General features: G+C 68.5%; 16 protein-coding genes. 12 read left to right on the top strand and 4 right to left on the bottom strand.

The window, feature by feature from the left end; all coding sequences use genetic code 11:
- Positions 1–2: 2 nt before the first annotated feature.
- On the bottom strand, positions 3–1,175 hold the full coding sequence (locus FOZ70_RS10560; RefSeq protein WP_021156762.1) for an LLM class flavin-dependent oxidoreductase: 1,173 nt from the start codon (positions 1,173–1,175) through the stop codon (positions 3–5).
- 465 nt (positions 1,176–1,640) lie between these two features.
- Here FOZ70_RS10560 and FOZ70_RS10555 point away from each other — a divergent pair, with 465 nt between their 5' ends.
- The 4 genes from FOZ70_RS10555 to FOZ70_RS10540 are packed head-to-tail and all read left to right on the top strand — an operon-like array spanning position 1,641 to position 5,480.
- The gene (locus FOZ70_RS10555) at positions 1,641–2,717 is read left to right on the top strand and encodes a hypothetical protein (RefSeq protein WP_059676736.1); all 1,077 of its coding nucleotides are present in this window, start codon (positions 1,641–1,643) and stop codon (positions 2,715–2,717) included.
- Positions 2,718–2,757: 40 nt separating this feature from the next.
- Positions 2,758–3,855 (top strand): PhnD/SsuA/transferrin family substrate-binding protein, encoded by a 1,098-nt coding sequence (locus FOZ70_RS10550; RefSeq protein ID WP_230953592.1) that lies wholly within the window; start codon positions 2,758–2,760, stop codon positions 3,853–3,855.
- On the top strand, positions 3,855–4,670 hold the full coding sequence (locus FOZ70_RS10545; RefSeq protein WP_219705813.1) for an ABC transporter permease subunit: 816 nt from the start codon (positions 3,855–3,857) through the stop codon (positions 4,668–4,670). The genes FOZ70_RS10550 and FOZ70_RS10545 overlap by 1 nt, the downstream gene beginning before the upstream one ends.
- Positions 4,671–4,691: 21 nt before the next feature.
- Positions 4,692–5,480: an ABC transporter permease gene (locus FOZ70_RS10540; RefSeq protein ID WP_219705811.1), complete on the top strand. Its 789-nt coding sequence runs from the start codon at positions 4,692–4,694 to the stop codon at positions 5,478–5,480.
- Here FOZ70_RS10540 and FOZ70_RS10535 read toward each other — a convergent pair.
- Positions 5,471–6,598, bottom strand: a complete 1,128-nt coding sequence (locus FOZ70_RS10535) for a sigma 54-interacting transcriptional regulator (RefSeq protein ID WP_021156756.1) — start codon at positions 6,596–6,598, stop codon at positions 5,471–5,473. The genes FOZ70_RS10540 and FOZ70_RS10535 overlap by 10 nt on opposite strands.
- Before the next feature lie 130 nt (positions 6,599–6,728).
- Positions 6,729–7,409, bottom strand: a complete 681-nt coding sequence (locus FOZ70_RS10530; RefSeq protein ID WP_059556137.1) for a class II aldolase/adducin family protein — start codon at positions 7,407–7,409, stop codon at positions 6,729–6,731.
- A 380-nt stretch (positions 7,410–7,789) separates the two neighbouring features.
- Between FOZ70_RS10530 and FOZ70_RS10525 the strand changes: the two genes are divergently transcribed.
- The 8 genes from FOZ70_RS10525 (at position 7,790) to FOZ70_RS10490 (ending at position 15,299) form a co-directional block, all read left to right on the top strand.
- Positions 7,790–9,073, top strand: a complete 1,284-nt coding sequence (locus FOZ70_RS10525) for a lipase family protein (protein WP_219705809.1) — start codon at positions 7,790–7,792, stop codon at positions 9,071–9,073.
- Positions 9,074–9,215: 142 nt separating this feature from the next.
- Complete coding sequence (gene groES, locus FOZ70_RS10520) at positions 9,216–9,506, top strand: co-chaperone GroES (protein ID WP_027790739.1); 291 nt, start codon at positions 9,216–9,218, stop codon at positions 9,504–9,506.
- A 12-nt stretch (positions 9,507–9,518) separates the two neighbouring features.
- Positions 9,519–11,159 (top strand): chaperonin GroEL, encoded by a 1,641-nt coding sequence (gene groL / locus FOZ70_RS10515; RefSeq protein ID WP_021156751.1) that lies wholly within the window; start codon positions 9,519–9,521, stop codon positions 11,157–11,159.
- Between the two features lie 177 nt (positions 11,160–11,336).
- Entirely contained in the window at positions 11,337–12,629 is a 1,293-nt protein-coding gene (locus FOZ70_RS10510; RefSeq protein ID WP_219705807.1) for a hypothetical protein, read from the top strand.
- A 431-nt stretch (positions 12,630–13,060) separates the two neighbouring features.
- Positions 13,061–13,432 (top strand): DUF6697 family protein, encoded by a 372-nt coding sequence (locus FOZ70_RS10505; RefSeq protein WP_021156747.1) that lies wholly within the window; start codon positions 13,061–13,063, stop codon positions 13,430–13,432.
- 47 nt (positions 13,433–13,479) lie between these two features.
- Positions 13,480–13,698: a hypothetical protein gene (locus FOZ70_RS10500; protein WP_021156746.1), complete on the top strand. Its 219-nt coding sequence runs from the start codon at positions 13,480–13,482 to the stop codon at positions 13,696–13,698.
- 137 nt (positions 13,699–13,835) lie between these two features.
- Positions 13,836–14,357 (top strand): PTS sugar transporter subunit IIA, encoded by a 522-nt coding sequence (locus FOZ70_RS10495; protein WP_219705805.1) that lies wholly within the window; start codon positions 13,836–13,838, stop codon positions 14,355–14,357.
- A 48-nt stretch (positions 14,358–14,405) separates the two neighbouring features.
- Positions 14,406–15,299, top strand: coding sequence for an acetylglutamate kinase (locus tag FOZ70_RS10490; RefSeq protein ID WP_219705803.1), 894 nt, complete (start codon positions 14,406–14,408; stop codon positions 15,297–15,299).
- 41 nt (positions 15,300–15,340) lie between these two features.
- On the opposite strand, the gene FOZ70_RS10485 is transcribed toward FOZ70_RS10490, so the two are convergent.
- Positions 15,341–16,489, bottom strand: a complete 1,149-nt coding sequence (locus FOZ70_RS10485) for a porin (RefSeq protein WP_219705802.1) — start codon at positions 16,487–16,489, stop codon at positions 15,341–15,343.
- Positions 16,490–16,700 lie beyond the last annotated feature (211 nt).

Below are 16,700 nucleotides of genomic sequence, written 5' to 3'. Positions count from 1 at the left end.
ACTCACGCGCCGGCCACGCGCAGCGCCGCCTGCGTGCCGCGCGCGTTCAGCGCGCCGTCGACGAGCGGCAGCACTTCCTCGCCCACGCGGTACGCCTCCTCGAGATGCGGGTTGCTCGCGAGGATGAACGTCGACACGCCGATGTCGACGTATTCCGCGAGCCGCTCGGCCACCTGCTCGTGGCTGCCGACGATCACGCAGCCGGGGCCGCCGCGAATCTGCGACATCCCGGCCCACAGGTTCGGGCCGACGATCAGGTCGTCGAAGTGCTGCGTGTTGCCCTGGTGCAGCGCGAACTGGCGTTTCGCACCGACCGATTCCGACGACTCGCCGCGCCCGCCGAAGCCGTTGCGCGTCGCGTCGCCCACCGTCGCGAACATCTGCCGCAACTCGGCCCACGCCTGCGCCTCGGTCTCGCGTGCCAGGATGTCGATGCGCATGCCGAAGCGCAGGTCGCGCTCGGCGTTCTGGCGATCGAGCGCGCGGCGGGCCGCATCGATCACCTCCTTCTGTTTCGCGAGCGGCTCGCCCCAGCTCAGGTGCACGTCGCCATGCTTCGCGGCGACCGCGAGCGCGGCATCGCTCGCGCCGGCCAGGTAGATGCGCGGCGGTTTCTGGCCGCTCAGCGGCGGCAGCAGGCCGCCGCCTTCGACGCGGTAAAAGCGTCCGTCGAACGTGAACGGCTCACCGGCCGCGACACCCTTCACGACGTCGAGGAACTCGTCCGTGCGCGCATAACGGCTGTCGTGGTCGATGAAGTCGCCGTACGCGCGCTGGTCGGGGCCGCCGCCGCCCGTGACGACGTTCCACTCCACGCGGCCACGGCTGATCCGCTGCAGGCTCGCGGCCATCTGCGCCGCGTAGACGGGATGCACGAAATGCGGCTGCAGCGCGATCAGGAGCCGCAGCCGGCGCGTCTCGCGCGCCAGCGCGGCCGCCACGACCCACGGCTCCTCCGTGAAGCGGAAGATCGGGATCAGCGCGCCGTGGAAGCCGGCGATATCGGCCGCGCGCGCGACCTGCGACAGATAGTCGATGTAGCCGAATTCGTCGTCGTCGACTTTCGGCGCGACGCGCGACGCGCGCTGGCGGTTCCATTCGCCGCGTGTATGCAGGTCGTGTGCGCGCCTGCCGTCGCCATGCATCGGCAGGCGCCACAGAAATTCAACAGCCATCGGGGTTCTCCTGGTCGGGCCATTCGGATTGCGTGCGGCATCGCCGTGCCGCCCGTGTGCTGCGCTGTAAAGCACGCGGTGTGCCAACCTGCCCGACGCGGCACCTGCGCGGCCGCCTGCAAACCTGCGCGGCGCCTTGCACGCCAAGCGCCGACGGCAACCGGATCGCCCCCGCCCGGCCGTGGCCGGCACGGTCGCGACAGGCCCGTGCCGTGCTGCTGCATCGGCCGCACCGCTGCTGCGCGCGCAACAGCGGCCCACGCGACTGTTGCTGGCGCAACAGGCCACGCATCGACACACGCATCGGCCTTTCCGCGCGACGCCCGCACCGCGTGCGGCCGCGCCGTTTCCGTTCACTGGCCCGGAACTTGCAACGCTGACCGGCCCGCGCGTGCGCACCGACACCGAGCGGCACCGCGCGCGACCGCGCTTCGACCATGCTTACGCAGAGAGGGAATCTCACACATGACAGACAGGCCCGATTCGTCATCGGACAAGCAGCAGACGTTCTGGTACGCCCGATCGCCCGTGCCGACGCCGCTCGGCATCGCCGTGCATCTCGGCTGGCTCAACGGCGAGACGTCGGCCGACGGCGTCGCGATCCGCTCGCCGCGCGGTGCCACGCGGCACGACGTGTCGTCGATCAGCGACCACACGCTGGCGCAGTCGTTTCGCCAGGGCGGCAGCATCCCCGCGATGTGGGCGCGCTCGAACGGCGCGAACACACGCGTGATCGGGCTGTCGTGGGTCGACGAATCGCAGTTGATCCTCGCGCGGCCCGAGTCGGGCATCCGCTCCGTGAAGGCGTTGCGCGGGCGCCGCGTCGCGATCCCGAGCCGCCCCGACGACCGCATCGACATCTTTCGCGCGTCGGCGCTGCGCGGCTTCGTCAACGCGCTGAGCCTCGACGGGCTGACCACCGCCGACGTCGAACTCGTCGACGTGCGTGCGCGCACGCTGCAGGCCGTCGGGCCGGCGCGCGCGGCAGACCTGTTCGCGTCGCCGCACGGCTTCTCGAGCCGTGCGCTGTACGCGGCCGAAGCCGGCGCGCTGCTGCGCGGCGAGGTCGACGCGATCTACGTGAAGGGCTCGACCGGCCTCGAGATCGCGCAGCTGATCGGCGCGCACGTCGTGATCGACATCGGCTTTCATCCGGAGCGCTCGATCCGCAACAACAACGGCACGCCGCGCCCGCTGACCGTCAACGCGGACGTGCTCGCGAACCATCCCGACATCGTCGCCGGCTTCCTGAAGCTCGTGGTCGCGGCCGGCGAATGGGCCGGCACGCATCCCGACGAAACCGCGCACTACGTGGCCGGCGAAACCGCGTCGTCGATCGACTGGGTCCGCGCCGCGTACGGCAACCAGCTGCACCGGCACCTCGGCGTCAACCTCGACGACGAATCCGTCGCCGCGCTCGACGACTTCAAGACATTCCTGCACGACCGGGGTTTTCTGGAAGCCGACTTCGATGTCGCCGACTGGATCGACCCGCGCCCGCTCGCCGACGTGCTGCGGCCGTCGCGGCAGAAACGCGCGTGAGCCTCTTTTCCGCCCACTGATCCCGACCATCATGAAACACATGCTCTCCCTCGCTTCGCTGCGCCGCCCGCTGCGTGCGCTGTTCGCCGCGCTGCCGCTTGCCGCGGCATCGCTCGCCGCACCGGCCGCGCACGCGGACGATGCGCCCAAGGTGGTGCGAATCGCGGTCGTCGCCTATTCGGGCGGCGGCAAGACGCAATACGCGGGCGCCTCCGCGCTGATCGACGCCGACAAGTCGCTCGAGAAGGCGCTCGCCGCGCGGCACGTGAAGCTGCAATGGGTACCGGTGTCGACCGCGGCGGTCGGCACGCTCGTCAACGAGGCGTTCACGAACGGCAGCATCGACTTCGCGGGCTACGGCGACCTGCCGTCGGTCGTCGTCAACGCGTCGGGCACGCATACGCGCCTGATCGTGCCGGGCGGGGTCGGCAGCAATACGTATCTCGTCGTGCCGGCCGGCTCGAGCGCGAAGTCGATCGTCGACCTGAAAGGCAAGCGCATCGCGCTCAATCGCGGCCGGCCGTGGGAAGTCACGTTCAGCAAGCTGCTCGCCGAGAACGGGCTGAAGCTGTCCGACTTCAGGATCTACAACCTCGACCCGCAGGCCGGTGCGGCAGCGGTCGCGGCCGGCCGCGTCGACGGTTTCTTCACGCTGTCCGACGCGTATTCGCTCGTCGACAAGAACGTCGGCAAGATCATCTGGTCGACCAAGACCGCGCCCGACGACTGGAAGATGCGCGCGGAACTGTGGGCATCCGACGATTTCGTGCGGCGCTACCCCGACATCACGCAGCTCGTCGCGACCGCCTACGTGCGTGCCGCGCACTGGATCTCACAGCCGCAGAACCGCGATGCGTACGTGAAGATCCTGAGCGCGTCCGGCCAGCCGGAAAGCGTCGTGCGCCGCGAATACGCGGACGAATCAACGCCGTGGAAGGAGCAATGGACGCCGCTCTTCACGCCCGCGCTGACCGGTCACTACCGCGACGTGGTCGCGTACAGCCGCCAGGCCGGCCTGACGTCCGCGCCGGTCGACGTGAACGCGCTGCTCGCGCCGACGTTCGTCGCGACCGCGCTCAAGCAGCTCGGCCTCGACGGCTACTGGCGCGCAGACACGGCGCGCGTCGCGAGCCGCTGATGCCGATGCACGCCCTCGCGTCGAACGGCGCACACGCGATCCGTCTGCCTGGCGTCGCGCGGCTCGGCGGGCTCGCGCTGTGGTGGGCCACGCCCGTCGCGTTCGCCACGTTGTGGTGGCTCGCGAGCACGTTGCGCTGGTTCCCGCCGCAGCTCGTCGTGCCGCCCGGACGACTCGCGGCGACGCTGCGCACCCTGCTCGACACCGGCGAACTGCGCGACAACCTGCTGATCACGCTGCATCGCCTCGCGCTCGGGTTCGCGATCGGCGCGGCGGGCGGAGCCGCGTTCGGCATCCTGATGGCGCGCAGCCGGCTGTTCTCCGACTACCTGCGGCCGACGTTCGACCTGCTGCGGCAGGTGCCGACGCTCACGCTGATTCCGCTGCTGATCCTGCTGATCGGCGTCGACGAGCCGCTGAAGCTCGTCGTCGTCGGCAAGGCCGTGTTCTTCCCGGTCGCGCTGGCCGCGTACACGGGCGTGCACGACGCGCCGCGCGACCTCGTCGAGATGGCGCGTCACTACGGGCTCGGCCGCTTCGCGCTGCTGCGCGACGTGCTGCTGCCGGCCGCGCTGCCGCCGCTGCTGACCGGCGTGCGGATCGCGCTTGCGCGCGCGTGGCTCGCGCTCGTCGCGGTCGAGCTGCTCAGCGCCGACAGCGGGATCGGCCAGATGATGGAACTCGCGCGGCAGATGCTGCGGCTCGACGTCGTGCTCATCGACGTCGCGGTGATCGGGCTGATCGGCTTCGCGATCGACCGGTCGATCGCGCTCGTGCAACGCTACGCATTGCGCTGGCAAGCGCCGTCGCACTGACCTGACTGGATACGCTTCGAAATGACGCTCGCCATACGCTCTCTCTCGCTCGCCCCGCTGCGCCGCCGCGCGCGCGGCCTCGTCGTGCCGGCCCTGCTCGTGGCCGCATGGCAGTTCGCATCGTCCGGCGACGCGGCCCATCAATACGCGTTCGTGCCATTGCAGCAGGTGGGCGCAGCGCTGGTCGAACTCGCCCGCAGCGGCGAACTCGCGACCGATCTCGGCGCGAGCCTGCGCCGCACGACGCTCGGGTTGGGGTTCGGCGTCGCGTTCGGGCTTGTATTCGGCGCGGCGATGGCACGCTCGACGCTCGCGCGCAAGCTCGGCGAGCCGGCGTTCCAGGCACTGCGCTACGTGCCGCTGCTCGGGCTGATTCCGCTGCTGAGCCTGTGGGCCGGCACCGGCGAATTCGCGAAGGTGCTCATCATCGCGCTCGCCGCGTTCTACCCGATGACCACCGCCAGCTTCGACGGGCTGCGCCGCGTCGATCCGCGCTACGTCGAACTCGCGCAGTCGTATCGCCTGACGCGCATCGGCCTGTGGCGCGACGTGCTGATTCCCGGCGCGCTGCCCGAACTGTTCGCGGGCGTGCTGCAAGCCGTGCCGTTCGCGTGGATCACCGCGACCAGCAGCGAGCTGCTGTTCAACGCGGGCGCGGGGGTCGGCAGCCTGATGCAGAACGCGCAGGCCGGCGCGCGCGCCGACGTGCTGCTGGTCTGCGTTCTGGGGGTGACGGCGCTCGCCGTCGGCATGAGTGCGCTATGCGAGCGGATCGCGCAGCGCGCGCTGCGCTGGCGCGATCACGCCTGACGGCGCAGCCGCGCGTCGGCGTCTCCTCCGTCACCCGCGTCGCGCGGCTTCAGGATGCCGAGCTGCGCGAGCCGCGCACGCACGATGTTGCGCGACTGGTCGAGCAGGCGCGACATGCGCAGCTGGTTGTGCTCGCTGTACTCGAACACGCTGCGGTAGACGGTGTCCTCGATGTGCTGCCAGAGCGACGGCGTGCCGAGATCCAGCAGCTCGATCACCGCATGGCGCAGCGCGTCGGTCGCCTCGGCCACGTCGCGCGCACGGCGCGGCGGTGCCGCCGCCGGGGCGCGCGGGTCGTCGGCATCGGGCGCGAGCGACAGCGCGGAGAACTGCAGGTCGCCCACATCGATCGCGCCACCCGCACAGATCAGCACCGCGTGGTGGATCACGTTCTCGAGTTCGCGGATATTGCCCGGCCACGCATGCGCGTGCAGCCGTGCGCGCGCGGCGTCCGTGAGCGTCGGCGCGGCGACGCGCAGCCGCTTCGCATAGGTGTCGATGAAGTGTTCGATCAGCGGCGCGATGTCGCCGAGGCGCTCGCGCAGCGGCAGCAGGCTCAGCTTCACGACGTTGAGCCGGTAGTAAAGATCCTCGCGGAAATTGCCGGCGCGCACCGCGGCTTCGAGATTCACGTTGGTCGCCGCGACGAGCCGCACATCGATCTTCACGGTCTTGCGCGAGCCGACCGGCGTCACCTCGCGCTCCTGCAGCACACGCAGCAGCTTGACCTGCGCGGACAGCGGCAGGTCGCCCACCTCGTCCAGGAACAGCGTGCCGCGATTCGCGGATTCGAACCAGCCGGGCTGGCTGTTGATCGCGCCGGTAAACGCGCCGCGTTCGTGGCCGAACAGCTCGCTTTCGATCAGCGTCTCGGAGAATGCGCCGCAGTTGACCGCCACGAACGGGCCGTCATGGCGCTCGCTCAGCGAGTGCACGAGGCGCGCGATCAGCTCCTTGCCGGTGCCGCTCTCGCCGGTGACGAGCACGGTCGCGTCGCTCGGCGCGACGAGCTGGATGCGCTCGAGCAGCACCCGCGATTTGGGATCGTCGAACGTCAGCGCCTTCGCACGGATCGTGATCGCATGCGAATTCGGGTCCGGCAAACTGAAGATGGCCATGGCACGACCGGCGTATTGAACGGGGAAGGTTCGACGATAGCAAGGCGCGCGCCGGGGATGAACCAATTCATCGAGCTATCGGTATGACGGCGGCCGGATTGCGCCGGCCGCCGCGCGAGCTCACGCGATGTCACGCGAGACCGGTCATCTTCCATTGCTGCTCGAGCGCGCCCGGCCCGAACTCGAGCGAGCCGCCGAGCGGCTCCGCGAGCGCCTGGAAATACGCGGCTTCCTCGAGGATCAGGATGTACTTCGACACGTCGAGGATCGATTTTCCCCAGAAGGTTGCGCCGCCGTTCGCCTCGATGATCGCCGGTACCTCGGGGTCGCGGCGGATCGTGTCGACGATGAAACGCGGCTCGCCGGGACGACGATCGACGTACACCGGAATCTCGCGGGCGCGCGTGTAGCGCGCGGCCGGCGCATAGCGGATCGGCAGCGGGCGATGCGCGCTCGCCCATGCGCCGAGATACGGGCCGTGCACGTGGATCACGACACCGACGTCCGGCGCCTCGCGGAACACGTCCGCATAACGCGGCCCGTTGCCGCCCGCGCGTGCGTCGCCATGCAGCACGTCGCCGTCGAACGTCACGACGACCGGCTGGATCTCCTGCGACGCGGCCCACGGGCTCGGCGCCGACAGCGCGACGACGAGCTCGGTGCCCGGCACGCGCTCGAACGCCTGGAACGTGTTGGTCGCGGACAGCGTGCGCGTGTCCTTCAGCACGCGTGCAGCCTGCGTGAATTCGCGCGTGGCGCGCTCGACGAATGCCACGAGTTCGCCGCTGTCGATGGTTGGGGTGACGGACATGAGGACGGTTTCCTTGATCGGGTGGACGGAAAGGATCGCAACGCAACGTCGCGACTCACGCCGACCGGATCAGCAGCAATCGTGCCAGCCGGGCGCGCACGCATCGAACGCCCGCGCCGCGGTGCGGGCCTGTCATGCACGACGCACGCGGCACGATCCATGCACCCGCCTTTGTTGCGGGAGCAACAGCCCGCCGGCCCGAATTGCTGCGCGACGCGCAGCCGGCGCATGCGCGCGGCGCACGCGGTACGACGCAACGGCCCGTCGCGCGGCGCGCCGCACACGCAACGGGTGCGCTGGTTCGAAACTTGCGTCGTGGTCGGCCCGCGCCATGCACCGTCCGGCGCTTCCGATCCGATCTCATCGACCTCCATCCGACCATGACGCTTCTCCCCCTGCGCGGCTGGGCCGCGCGCGCACTGCTGGCTTCGGCGCTCGCCGTATCGTCCTTCCTCTCGCACGCGGCTTCGCCCGGCCGTGTTCCCGCGCCCGACCCGCTGCAGGGCGACGGCCGCGTGTCCGCGTTCTATACGTGGGACCGCGACATTCCGGCGACGCCCGGCGCGCTGCTGCGCACCGAGCCGCTGCCCGCGACGCTCGGGCTCGCGAGCGCAGCGCGCCAGTTGCGGATCCTCTACGCGTCGACCGACGGTGTCGGCGGTCACACGCCGATCGCCGTGTCGGGTGCGCTGTTCGTGCCGCGCGGCACGCCGCCCGCCGGCGGCTGGCCGATCGTCGCGTGGGCGCACGGCACGTTCGGGATGGCCGACATCTGCGCGCCGTCGTGGTTCGGCCGCTCGTATCGCGACGTGCGCTACCTTAACGCGTGGCTTCAGCAGGGGTTCGCCGTCGTCGCGACCGACTATCAGGGGCTCGGCACGCCGGGCCCGAATCCGCAGCTCAACAACCGCTCGAACAGCTACACGCTGCTCGACAGCGTGCGCGCGGTGCTCGGCGGCGTGCCGGGGCTCGCGAACGAGGTCGTGCTCGTCGGCCAGTCGCAAGGCGGCTCGGCCGTATTCGCGGCGGCCGGCTACGCGCCCGCGTATGCGCCGGAACTCGCGATCCGCGCGACCGTCGCCACCGGCACGATCTACAACGCATCGCCCGCCACGCTCGCGTCGCTGCCGAAGTTCGACAGTGCCTACCGGCGCGACCCCGAGCGCGTCGATCCGACACTCGCGTACCAGTTCTACTCGGTGCTCTCCGCCCAGCAGACCGACCCGTCGCTGCGCGCGGACGAAGTGCTGACCGACCAGGCGTTGCCGATCCTCGAACAGGCGCGCATCGGTTGCCTCGCGTCGCTCGAGGACGATGCGGCGCTCGCGCACCTCACGCATGCGAACACCGTGAAGCCCGGCGGCGATGCCCGGCTGAAAGCGTGGTGGGACGCGTACCTGACGTACCCGACGCTGAAGATCGCGACACCCGTCTTCATCGGCGCGGGCGCGGACGACGGGCTCGCGCCGCTCGAACTCGCGCTCGCGAAGGACGCGTGCGCGGCGGGCACGACCGTCGAGGCGCACCTGTATGCGGGCCGCGAACACAACGGCACCGTGAACGCGTCGCTCGCCGATTCGATTCCGTTCGTGAAGCGCGTGCTTGCCGGCGAGACGATCCACCCGGTCTGCACGCCCGCCGCGCAGCAGGCCGTGTCGCGGTAACGCGCGCCGCGCGCTTTGCACGCCGGCGCGAATGCATTTCCGAATCCGTTATTGGATCGCGCCGCCGCGCATTTTTATACTCGTCAGCACTCTCTTCCAAAGAGTGCCAGCCAATCTCGACAGAACAGCACAGGACGAACCTATGAGCCTACGCCCCTTGCACGACCGCGTAATCGTGAAGCGACTCGACCAGGAAACCACCACCGCGTCGGGCATCGTGATCCCCGACAGCGCCGCGGAAAAACCCGACCAGGGTGAAGTGATCGCCGTTGGCCCCGGCCGCAAGGATGCGGACGGCCAGCGCATCGTGCCCGACCTGCAGGTCGGCGAGCGCGTGCTGTTCGGCAAGTACGCGGGCCAGGCCGTCAAGCTCGACGGCACCGAGTTTCTCGTGCTGCGCGAGGAAGACATCGTCGCAGTCGTCAACCAGTAACGGAGCGCAATCATGGCAGCGAAGGAAATCATTTTCAGCGACGTCGCACGGGCCAGGCTGACCGAAGGCGTGAACATTCTCGCGAACGCGGTAAAGGTCACGCTCGGGCCGAAGGGCCGCAACGTCGTGCTCGAACGCAGCTTCGGCGCGCCGGTCGTCACGAAGGACGGCGTGTCGGTCGCGAAGGAAATCGAACTCGCGGACAAGCTGCAGAACATCGGCGCGCAGCTCGTGAAGGAAGTCGCGTCGCGCACCAGCGATGCGGCAGGCGACGGCACCACGACGGCCACCGTGCTGGCGCAGGCGATCGTCCGCGAAGGCCAGAAGTACGTTGCGGCCGGGCTCAATCCGCTCGACCTGAAGCGCGGCATCGACAAGGCCGTCGCGGCGGCCGTCGACGAGCTGAAGAAGATCAGCCGTCCGACCACCACGAGCAAGGAAATCGCGCAGGTCGCGACGATCTCCGCGAACGGCGAGGAATCGATCGGCCAGCGCATCGCGGAAGCGATCGACCGCGTCGGCAAGGAAGGCGTGATCACCGTCGAGGACGGCAAGTCGCTCGCGGACGAGCTCGATGTCGTCGAAGGGCTGCAGTTCGATCGCGGCTACCTGTCGCCGTATTTCATCAACAATCCCGACAAGCAGATCGCCGAGATCGAAAGCCCGTACATCCTGCTGCACGACAAGAAGATCTCGAACATCCGCGACCTGCTGCCGGTGCTCGAACAGGTCGCGAAATCGGGCCGGCCGCTGCTGATCATCGCGGAAGACGTCGAAGGCGAAGCGCTCGCGACGCTGGTCGTCAACAACATCCGCGGCATCCTGAAGACGGTGGCCGTGAAGGCGCCGGGCTTCGGCGACCGCCGCAAGGCGCTGCTCGAAGACATCGCGATCCTGACCGGCGGCCAGGTGATCGCCGAGGAAACTGGCCTGACGCTCGAGAAGGCGACGCTGGCGGAACTCGGCCAGGCGAAACGCATCGAGGTCGGCAAGGAAAACACGACGGTGATCGACGGCGCGGGCGATGCGAAGAACATCGAGGCGCGCGTGAAGCAGATCCGCGTGCAGATCGAGGAAGCGACGTCGGACTACGACCGTGAAAAGCTGCAGGAACGCGTCGCGAAGCTCGCGGGCGGCGTTGCAGTGATCAAGGTCGGCGGGGCCACCGAGATCGAGGTGAAGGAGAAGAAGGACCGCGTCGACGACGCGCTGCACGCCACGCGCGCGGCCGTCGAGGAAGGCATCGTGCCGGGCGGCGGCGTCGCGCTGATCCGCGTGCGGCAGGCGATCCGCGAACTGCAGGGCGTGAACGCCGACCAGAACGCGGGCATCAAGATCGTGCTGCGCGCGCTCGAGGAACCGCTGCGCCAGATCGTCACGAACGCGGGCGAGGAAGCGAGCGTCGTCGTCGCGAAGGTGGCTGAAGGCTCGGGCAACTTCGGGTACAACGCGCAGACCGGCGAATACGGCGACCTCGTCGAATCGGGCGTGCTCGATCCGACCAAGGTCACGCGCACGGCGCTGCAGAACGCGGCGTCGGTCGCGGGGCTGCTGCTGACGACCGATGCAACCGTCTTCGAAGCGCCGAAGGATGCGGCGCCGGCGGCTGCGCCGGGCGGCCCGGGCGCGGGCGGGCCGGGGTTCGATTTCTGACGGCGTGTCGCGTGTGCCGGTTCGCCGGCATGCGCGACTGGCACGCACAGCAAAACGCAGGCAACGCGTGGCGACGAAAGTCGTCACGCGTTTTTTGCATGTGACTGGCGAAAACGGGCGGCGTGCCGGCACGCTCGGGTAAGATGAACGCCCGTCCGCCGCGCCGCCGTCCACGCCATGCCGACCGTACAAACCATTCTCGACGACTACGAACGCCTCGGCTGGAGAGGCAACGATCCGATGTCGCAGATGCTGGCGCTGCGACGCGACAGTCCGGCCGCGCTCGCCGACCTCGTGATCGCATCGTTCGATCGCGATCTGTCGCATGCGACGTTCCTCGATGCCGCACTCGACCTGATGGACGACCTCGCTTTCGCGCAGATTGCGGCCGAAGCGTGGCAAGACGTCCGCAACGGCGCGTGGAACGAGCGGCTCGCGAGCGTGTTGTCGAGCGTGGTGATGCAGACGCCGCAGGTATTTTCCGATCACTGGGACGTGTTCCTCGACATCGCCACCACGAAGCGGTCGCCGCGCGTGTACTACGAGGAAAACGCGTGGCGGATGCTCGATCCGGCGACGGTCGATGCATGGCGCGGCCGGCTTGCCGAGCCCCCCTCCGGCGACGACGCGGCGCGCGAACGCGCCATCGCGCTGCTTCATTCGCGACACCCCGCGGCCGTTCGCGACGCGGCGGCGTGGCTGTTTTCCGACGATCCGGGCAAGTGCGCCAACTGGCTTATGTCTGCCGGCTATGCGCAGGAATACGACACGTTGCGCGCGCTGCATGGCGAGTCGCCGCTACACATCGACTTCGGCCCGACGCTGCGTGCGCCGAGGCTCCGCGAGATGCCGAAGTGGAAACGCGAGATTGACGCGCATCACCCGACCTGGCACGCACGCGATTCGCATCGATCTGGCGCGCGCTTCGGCGGCGTGTCGACGCATCGATGCGGCCTGTGTCACGAGCCGCTGCATCGGTTGCTGACGCTACCGCAACCCGCGGCAGCCGGCATCGACAGCGCGACGCCGGTATCGTTCGACACCTGCCTGTCGTGCGTCGGCTGGGAGAGCGACGGCCCGCTGTTCCACCGGCACGACGACGCAGGCAACGCCTGCGCGCACCCGTCCCAGCAACGCGACATCGCGATCCAGCCCGAGTATCCGGCGGCCGCGTTCGTGGAAGCAGACGTTGCACTCTTCGCCGCGCCGGCACGCTGGACGCGGCAGGAATGGGGCGAATCGAACGACAGGCAGAACCTGAGCCGTGTCGGCGGCGCACCGTCGTGGGTACAGTCGGCGTGGTATCCCGACTGTCCGGATTGCGGCCGCAAGATGTCATTCGTCATGCAACTCGACTCCCACTTTCCGCAAACGGACGGCGGCGAATGGCTGTGGGGCAGCGGCGGCGCGAACTACACGTTCTGGTGCGCGCCGTGCCGCACCAGCGCGCATCTCTGGCAGTGCACGTAACACGCACCGGCCACGCAACCTTTACGACCTTTTTACTTGCGCCCGCGCATGCGTTCACTAGAATGTGTTCGCAATCGATCCATCACCGAGTACGCACCATGCGCATCCGAAGTCCTCGCCCTCCGAGTTGCTTTTCTGCCTGACAGGCAGGACGCCTGCGTCTCTCTTTTCCCGAGCCACCGTCCTGCCCGCAGGCGGACGGTGCGCGCCGCAGTCATTCCCGTGCACGCTTGAACACGACGTCGATGCGTTGATCGCGCGTCGTGCGATGCGAACGTGTTCGCACGGAAATTCCCGCATCACGACGCGCCGCCGATCCGCCACCCCGGCAACGGTCGATTGGCATGCCTGGCACCCCGCATGCCGATCCAGCCTTATTGCTTTGCATACCTAATTTAACCCACGGAAGTTCCCGATACCGGAGCCCGATCATGTTCGAGATCGACAAGCAGTACACCCGCGAATTCATCCATACCGCGTGCGGTGGCAGCAAACAGGCATTCCTGCCGACGAAGAACGGCAAGGTCGTGGCCGCCTGCCTGCGCACGGACCTCAACCCGCACGCACCCGACGTGATCCTCTGCGACGGCAGTGCATCCGCGCGCGCGGCCGGCAGGACGCTCGCCGCGCAACGCGATGCGATTCCGGTGTTCATCCGCATGGCAACCGACGCATACCGCTTCGTCGGCCGGTACGTCGTCAGCGAATCGCTCACCGCACCGCTCGACTGCGCACCCTACGTGCGCAACAGCGGCTTCACGCCCGGGCAGATCTCGCGCGTGCTGAAGCTCAAGCGTTGCTGACGCGCGCAGCGCGCGCCTTTCCGGTCGCCTTTCATCAAGGAGCAATCATGCTTGGCCTGACGTTCTGGAAACACGTGATCGGCACACGACCCGATGCCGCCCGCGACGATCGCGCAACGGCACTCGGCCGCCACCGCGTGCGCTCGAGGACGCTGGTGCTGACGAGCGCCGCGGTGGCATTTGCGGCGATCGCGTTCGGTGCGCCGGTCGTCGGCATTTCGGTGTTCCTGCTCACGACGTTGCCGTTCGTGCTGTCGGGTACCTGACGATGTCCTTGTCGGACACGCGGCGGACGCCGTCGCAATCGATACGAAATTTTAATGCGGCGCCCCCGCGTCTCTGACACCGTCTTTACGCGCTTTTGTCTAGGATTTCCCTGTCATCCCGACACGGAGAGATCCGCATGCAAACGCAGCAGGCCGCCATCGGCGGCCACCCCGACCTTCCCCGCCGCCGCGTCGCCACGCCTGCCGCGATCCGGCTGGCCGACGCGTGCCCGCCGCACAACATCCTGCTCGACGTGCCGGTCGAAAGCGCGATCCAGTTGTTCGACCTCGCCGCGCGATACATCGAGCGCGGCAGCGGTATGCCGGCGGAGCACATCAGGGCCGAACTGATCAGGCGCGAACAGCTGGGCTCGACCGGCCTCGGGCAGGGCGTCGCGATTCCGCATGCGCGCATCGACGGGCTCGGCTCGGCCGTCGCGCTGTTCGTGCGCGCACTGTACCCGTTCGCGTTCAACGCGCCGGACCGCAAGCCCGTGCGCGAATTCATCGTGCTCGCCCTGCCGAAAACGGACGATCGCGCGCACCTCGAACTGCTCGCCGACGCGGCGCGGTGTTTCAGCGATCGCCCGTTCCGGCAAGCGTCGCGCGACGCGCTGACGCCCGACGAGATTCACCGGCTGATGCAACGCACGCATTGACGCCGCACCGTGCGGCGTCAGGCACTCCCTTCATCCATTCGAATTCCCATGTTCCCAGCCCCTGAAAGCTCCACCCTTACGTCGCATCGCGTGGCCGGCCTGGCGCGCTCGCTGCCGTTCATGCAGGCCCTGCACGGGCAGACCGTCGTCATCGTCGAAGGCGGCGCCGCGAGCGACGCACGCGCCCGCCACGCATTCGCGCAGGACGTCGCGCTGCTCGCACTCACCGGTGTTCGCCCGATCGTCGTGCAGGGCGTGCCGGCCGCATCCCGTACGCAATCGATCCACGCCGTTCATGCGGCGATGGCGGGCGTCAATCATGAACTGGTGCGCCTGATCGGCAGTCACGGCGCCAAGGCGATCGGCATCGACGGCCACGACGGCGGCCTGCTGGTGGCGAGCGCCCGTTCCGACCGCACTGACACGAGCGCAGTCGCCCGCTTCGACGGCACAGCGCTGAACGCGTTTCTCGAGAACGGGCTCGTGCCCGTCGTGATGCCGGTCGCCCCGGACGATGCAGGCCATGATCACCTGCTGCGCGCGGAACGGCTCGGCAGCCTCTTCGCGCAGCGCACGGGCGCCGTGACGCTGGTGATGATGGTCGACGGCACGCTGCTGCGCGAACTCGGCGAGCTCGCCGGGCTCTATGGCATCACGGAACTCGAGCAATGGCTGGCCGAGCATCCGGCCGCAACCGCAGCGCCTTGCGTGCGGGACGCGCTCGATGCGCTCGCGCACGGCGTGCAGAACGTCCATCTCGCCGATATCGGGCAACCCGAATCGCTGATCGACGAACTGCTGACCGAGGAAGGATCGGGGGTCGTGTTCTGCCGGCGCGGCAACACCGACCTGCTAGCGGAAACCCGCCGCTACTTCGCGGATTCGGCGAGCGTGCTGCGCGACGGCTTCAACGTCGAGCAGAAGCAGGTCGTGCGGTTCTGAATCTTCCAGCAGAAACGCTCGCCGCGCGGTGCGCAGTGCCGTCAGAACATCTGGCGCAGGCCGACGGCAGCCCCGACGTTGTTGGTCCTGCCGATCTGGTCGACCTTGCCGGTGAGCCGGTTGGTGGCACCCGGATAGTCGGCCGCGAACGCACCGTTGCCGCGCGAGAAATCGACCGTGCCGTAGACCTCCGTATGCTTGGACAGCGCATACTCGGCCAGCACGGTCGCCGAGTAGTTGATCCCCGAGCCGAGCGTGCCGTCGAGCCGCTCCGCGTTGCGTGCGTGGCCGTAATAGCCGGCCACCGTGATCAGCAGCGGCGCGGTGGCCTGCCAGTTGGCGCCGACGTAGAACGTGTCGTCGATGCGGTTCGGGCTCCCGCCGCTCAACGCCGGTGCGCCGGCCTGCTGCATGTTGAAGTCGGTCGTGCCTGTCTTGTCCTGGCCGTGCAGCCAGCCGGCCAGCAGGCGGACGGAGGGCGTCACCTGATACGCGCCGCTCACGTGCAGAAAGTTCACCTTCGCGCCGTTGGTCGCACTGCCGTTCACGGACGACACCGAGGTCTGCTGGAAGCCTGCGTTGATCGACGCGGGCCCTTGCGCGTAGGTGAGCTCGGCGCCGTACGTGCTGTCGAGGCCCATCGCACCGGCATGATTGCCGAAGCCGTAGATCGCATCGACGCTGAACCCGTTGTACGTGAATGCGTACTTCACCGAGTTCGGCACCGTCAGGTAGTTGCCAATGCCGTTGTACGCCCAGCTGTCTTGCCAGTAGTCGCCGACGGTCATCGGATCGAATACGTCGCCCATCGTGTCGTACAGCGGCGCGTACTGGTTGCCGAACGTCAGCGTGCCGTATCGGCCGCTCGACAGGCCCACGTAGGCCTGCCGGCTGAACAGCGTGTTCGCGACGTGCAGCTTGCCATCGCCCAGCTCGAAACCGTTCTCGAGACGGAAGATCGCCGACAGCCCGCCGCCGAGATCCTCGCTGCCGCGCAAGCCCCAGCGGCTGTGCGTTTCCGGGCCGACCGTCATTCCGATCAGGTCCTTGCCGTCAGGGCCGGCATTGGTCTGATAACGGATCGCCGTATCGACGAGGCCATACAACGTAACCGAACTCTGCGCGAACGCGCACGATGCCGACATGGTGAAAGCGGCGCCGATACAACCGGTGACAACGGTGCGTCTCATGAAAGGCCTCCCTGAGCCATTGATTTTGTAAGCAGTCCGACAGTATTCGTGGACGGACGCCATTACTGCGAACGGGAGAATAATCGGCCATATTCGCGGCACCTATTACCACTTCTGGATTGGACCTTTCCAGCGTCGTCAACAATCGCTGTCGTGCACGATGCGGCGGCCCGGCGCGATCGAGATCCGCTGTCGCGGCCTGCCGGACGGC

Source organism: Burkholderia sp. COPS, from assembly GCF_019425585.1.
In the GTDB taxonomy this organism is placed as follows: Bacteria; Pseudomonadota; Gammaproteobacteria; order Burkholderiales; family Burkholderiaceae; genus Burkholderia; species Burkholderia cepacia.
Note: the sequence above shows the minus strand (reverse complement) of the source record. Positions and strands in the feature narration are given on the sequence as shown.

Bases quoted from the DNA above. Each gene is read 5' to 3' on its own strand.
- FOZ70_RS10500 (WP_021156746.1), top strand. From the start codon at position 13,480: ATGCTTGGCCTGACGTTCTGGAAACACGTGATCGGCACACGACCCGAT.
- FOZ70_RS10490 (WP_219705803.1), top strand. From the start codon at position 14,406: ATGTTCCCAGCCCCTGAAAGCTCCACCCTTACGTCGCATCGCGTGGCC.
- FOZ70_RS10530 (WP_059556137.1), bottom strand. From the start codon at position 7,409: ATGTCCGTCACCCCAACCATCGACAGCGGCGAACTCGTGGCATTCGTC.
- FOZ70_RS10510 (WP_219705807.1), top strand. From the start codon at position 11,337: ATGCCGACCGTACAAACCATTCTCGACGACTACGAACGCCTCGGCTGG.
- FOZ70_RS10485 (WP_219705802.1), bottom strand. From the start codon at position 16,489: ATGAGACGCACCGTTGTCACCGGTTGTATCGGCGCCGCTTTCACCATG.
- FOZ70_RS10505 (WP_021156747.1), top strand. From the start codon at position 13,061: ATGTTCGAGATCGACAAGCAGTACACCCGCGAATTCATCCATACCGCG.
- FOZ70_RS10525 (WP_219705809.1), top strand. From the start codon at position 7,790: ATGACGCTTCTCCCCCTGCGCGGCTGGGCCGCGCGCGCACTGCTGGCT.
- groL (WP_021156751.1), top strand. From the start codon at position 9,519: ATGGCAGCGAAGGAAATCATTTTCAGCGACGTCGCACGGGCCAGGCTG.
- groES (WP_027790739.1), top strand. From the start codon at position 9,216: ATGAGCCTACGCCCCTTGCACGACCGCGTAATCGTGAAGCGACTCGAC.
- FOZ70_RS10545 (WP_219705813.1), top strand. From the start codon at position 3,855: ATGCCGATGCACGCCCTCGCGTCGAACGGCGCACACGCGATCCGTCTG.
- FOZ70_RS10535 (WP_021156756.1), bottom strand. From the start codon at position 6,598: ATGGCCATCTTCAGTTTGCCGGACCCGAATTCGCATGCGATCACGATC.
- FOZ70_RS10550 (WP_230953592.1), top strand. From the start codon at position 2,758: ATGCTCTCCCTCGCTTCGCTGCGCCGCCCGCTGCGTGCGCTGTTCGCC.
- FOZ70_RS10495 (WP_219705805.1), top strand. From the start codon at position 13,836: ATGCAAACGCAGCAGGCCGCCATCGGCGGCCACCCCGACCTTCCCCGC.
- FOZ70_RS10540 (WP_219705811.1), top strand. From the start codon at position 4,692: ATGACGCTCGCCATACGCTCTCTCTCGCTCGCCCCGCTGCGCCGCCGC.
- FOZ70_RS10560 (WP_021156762.1), bottom strand. From the start codon at position 1,175: ATGGCTGTTGAATTTCTGTGGCGCCTGCCGATGCATGGCGACGGCAGG.
- FOZ70_RS10555 (WP_059676736.1), top strand. From the start codon at position 1,641: ATGACAGACAGGCCCGATTCGTCATCGGACAAGCAGCAGACGTTCTGG.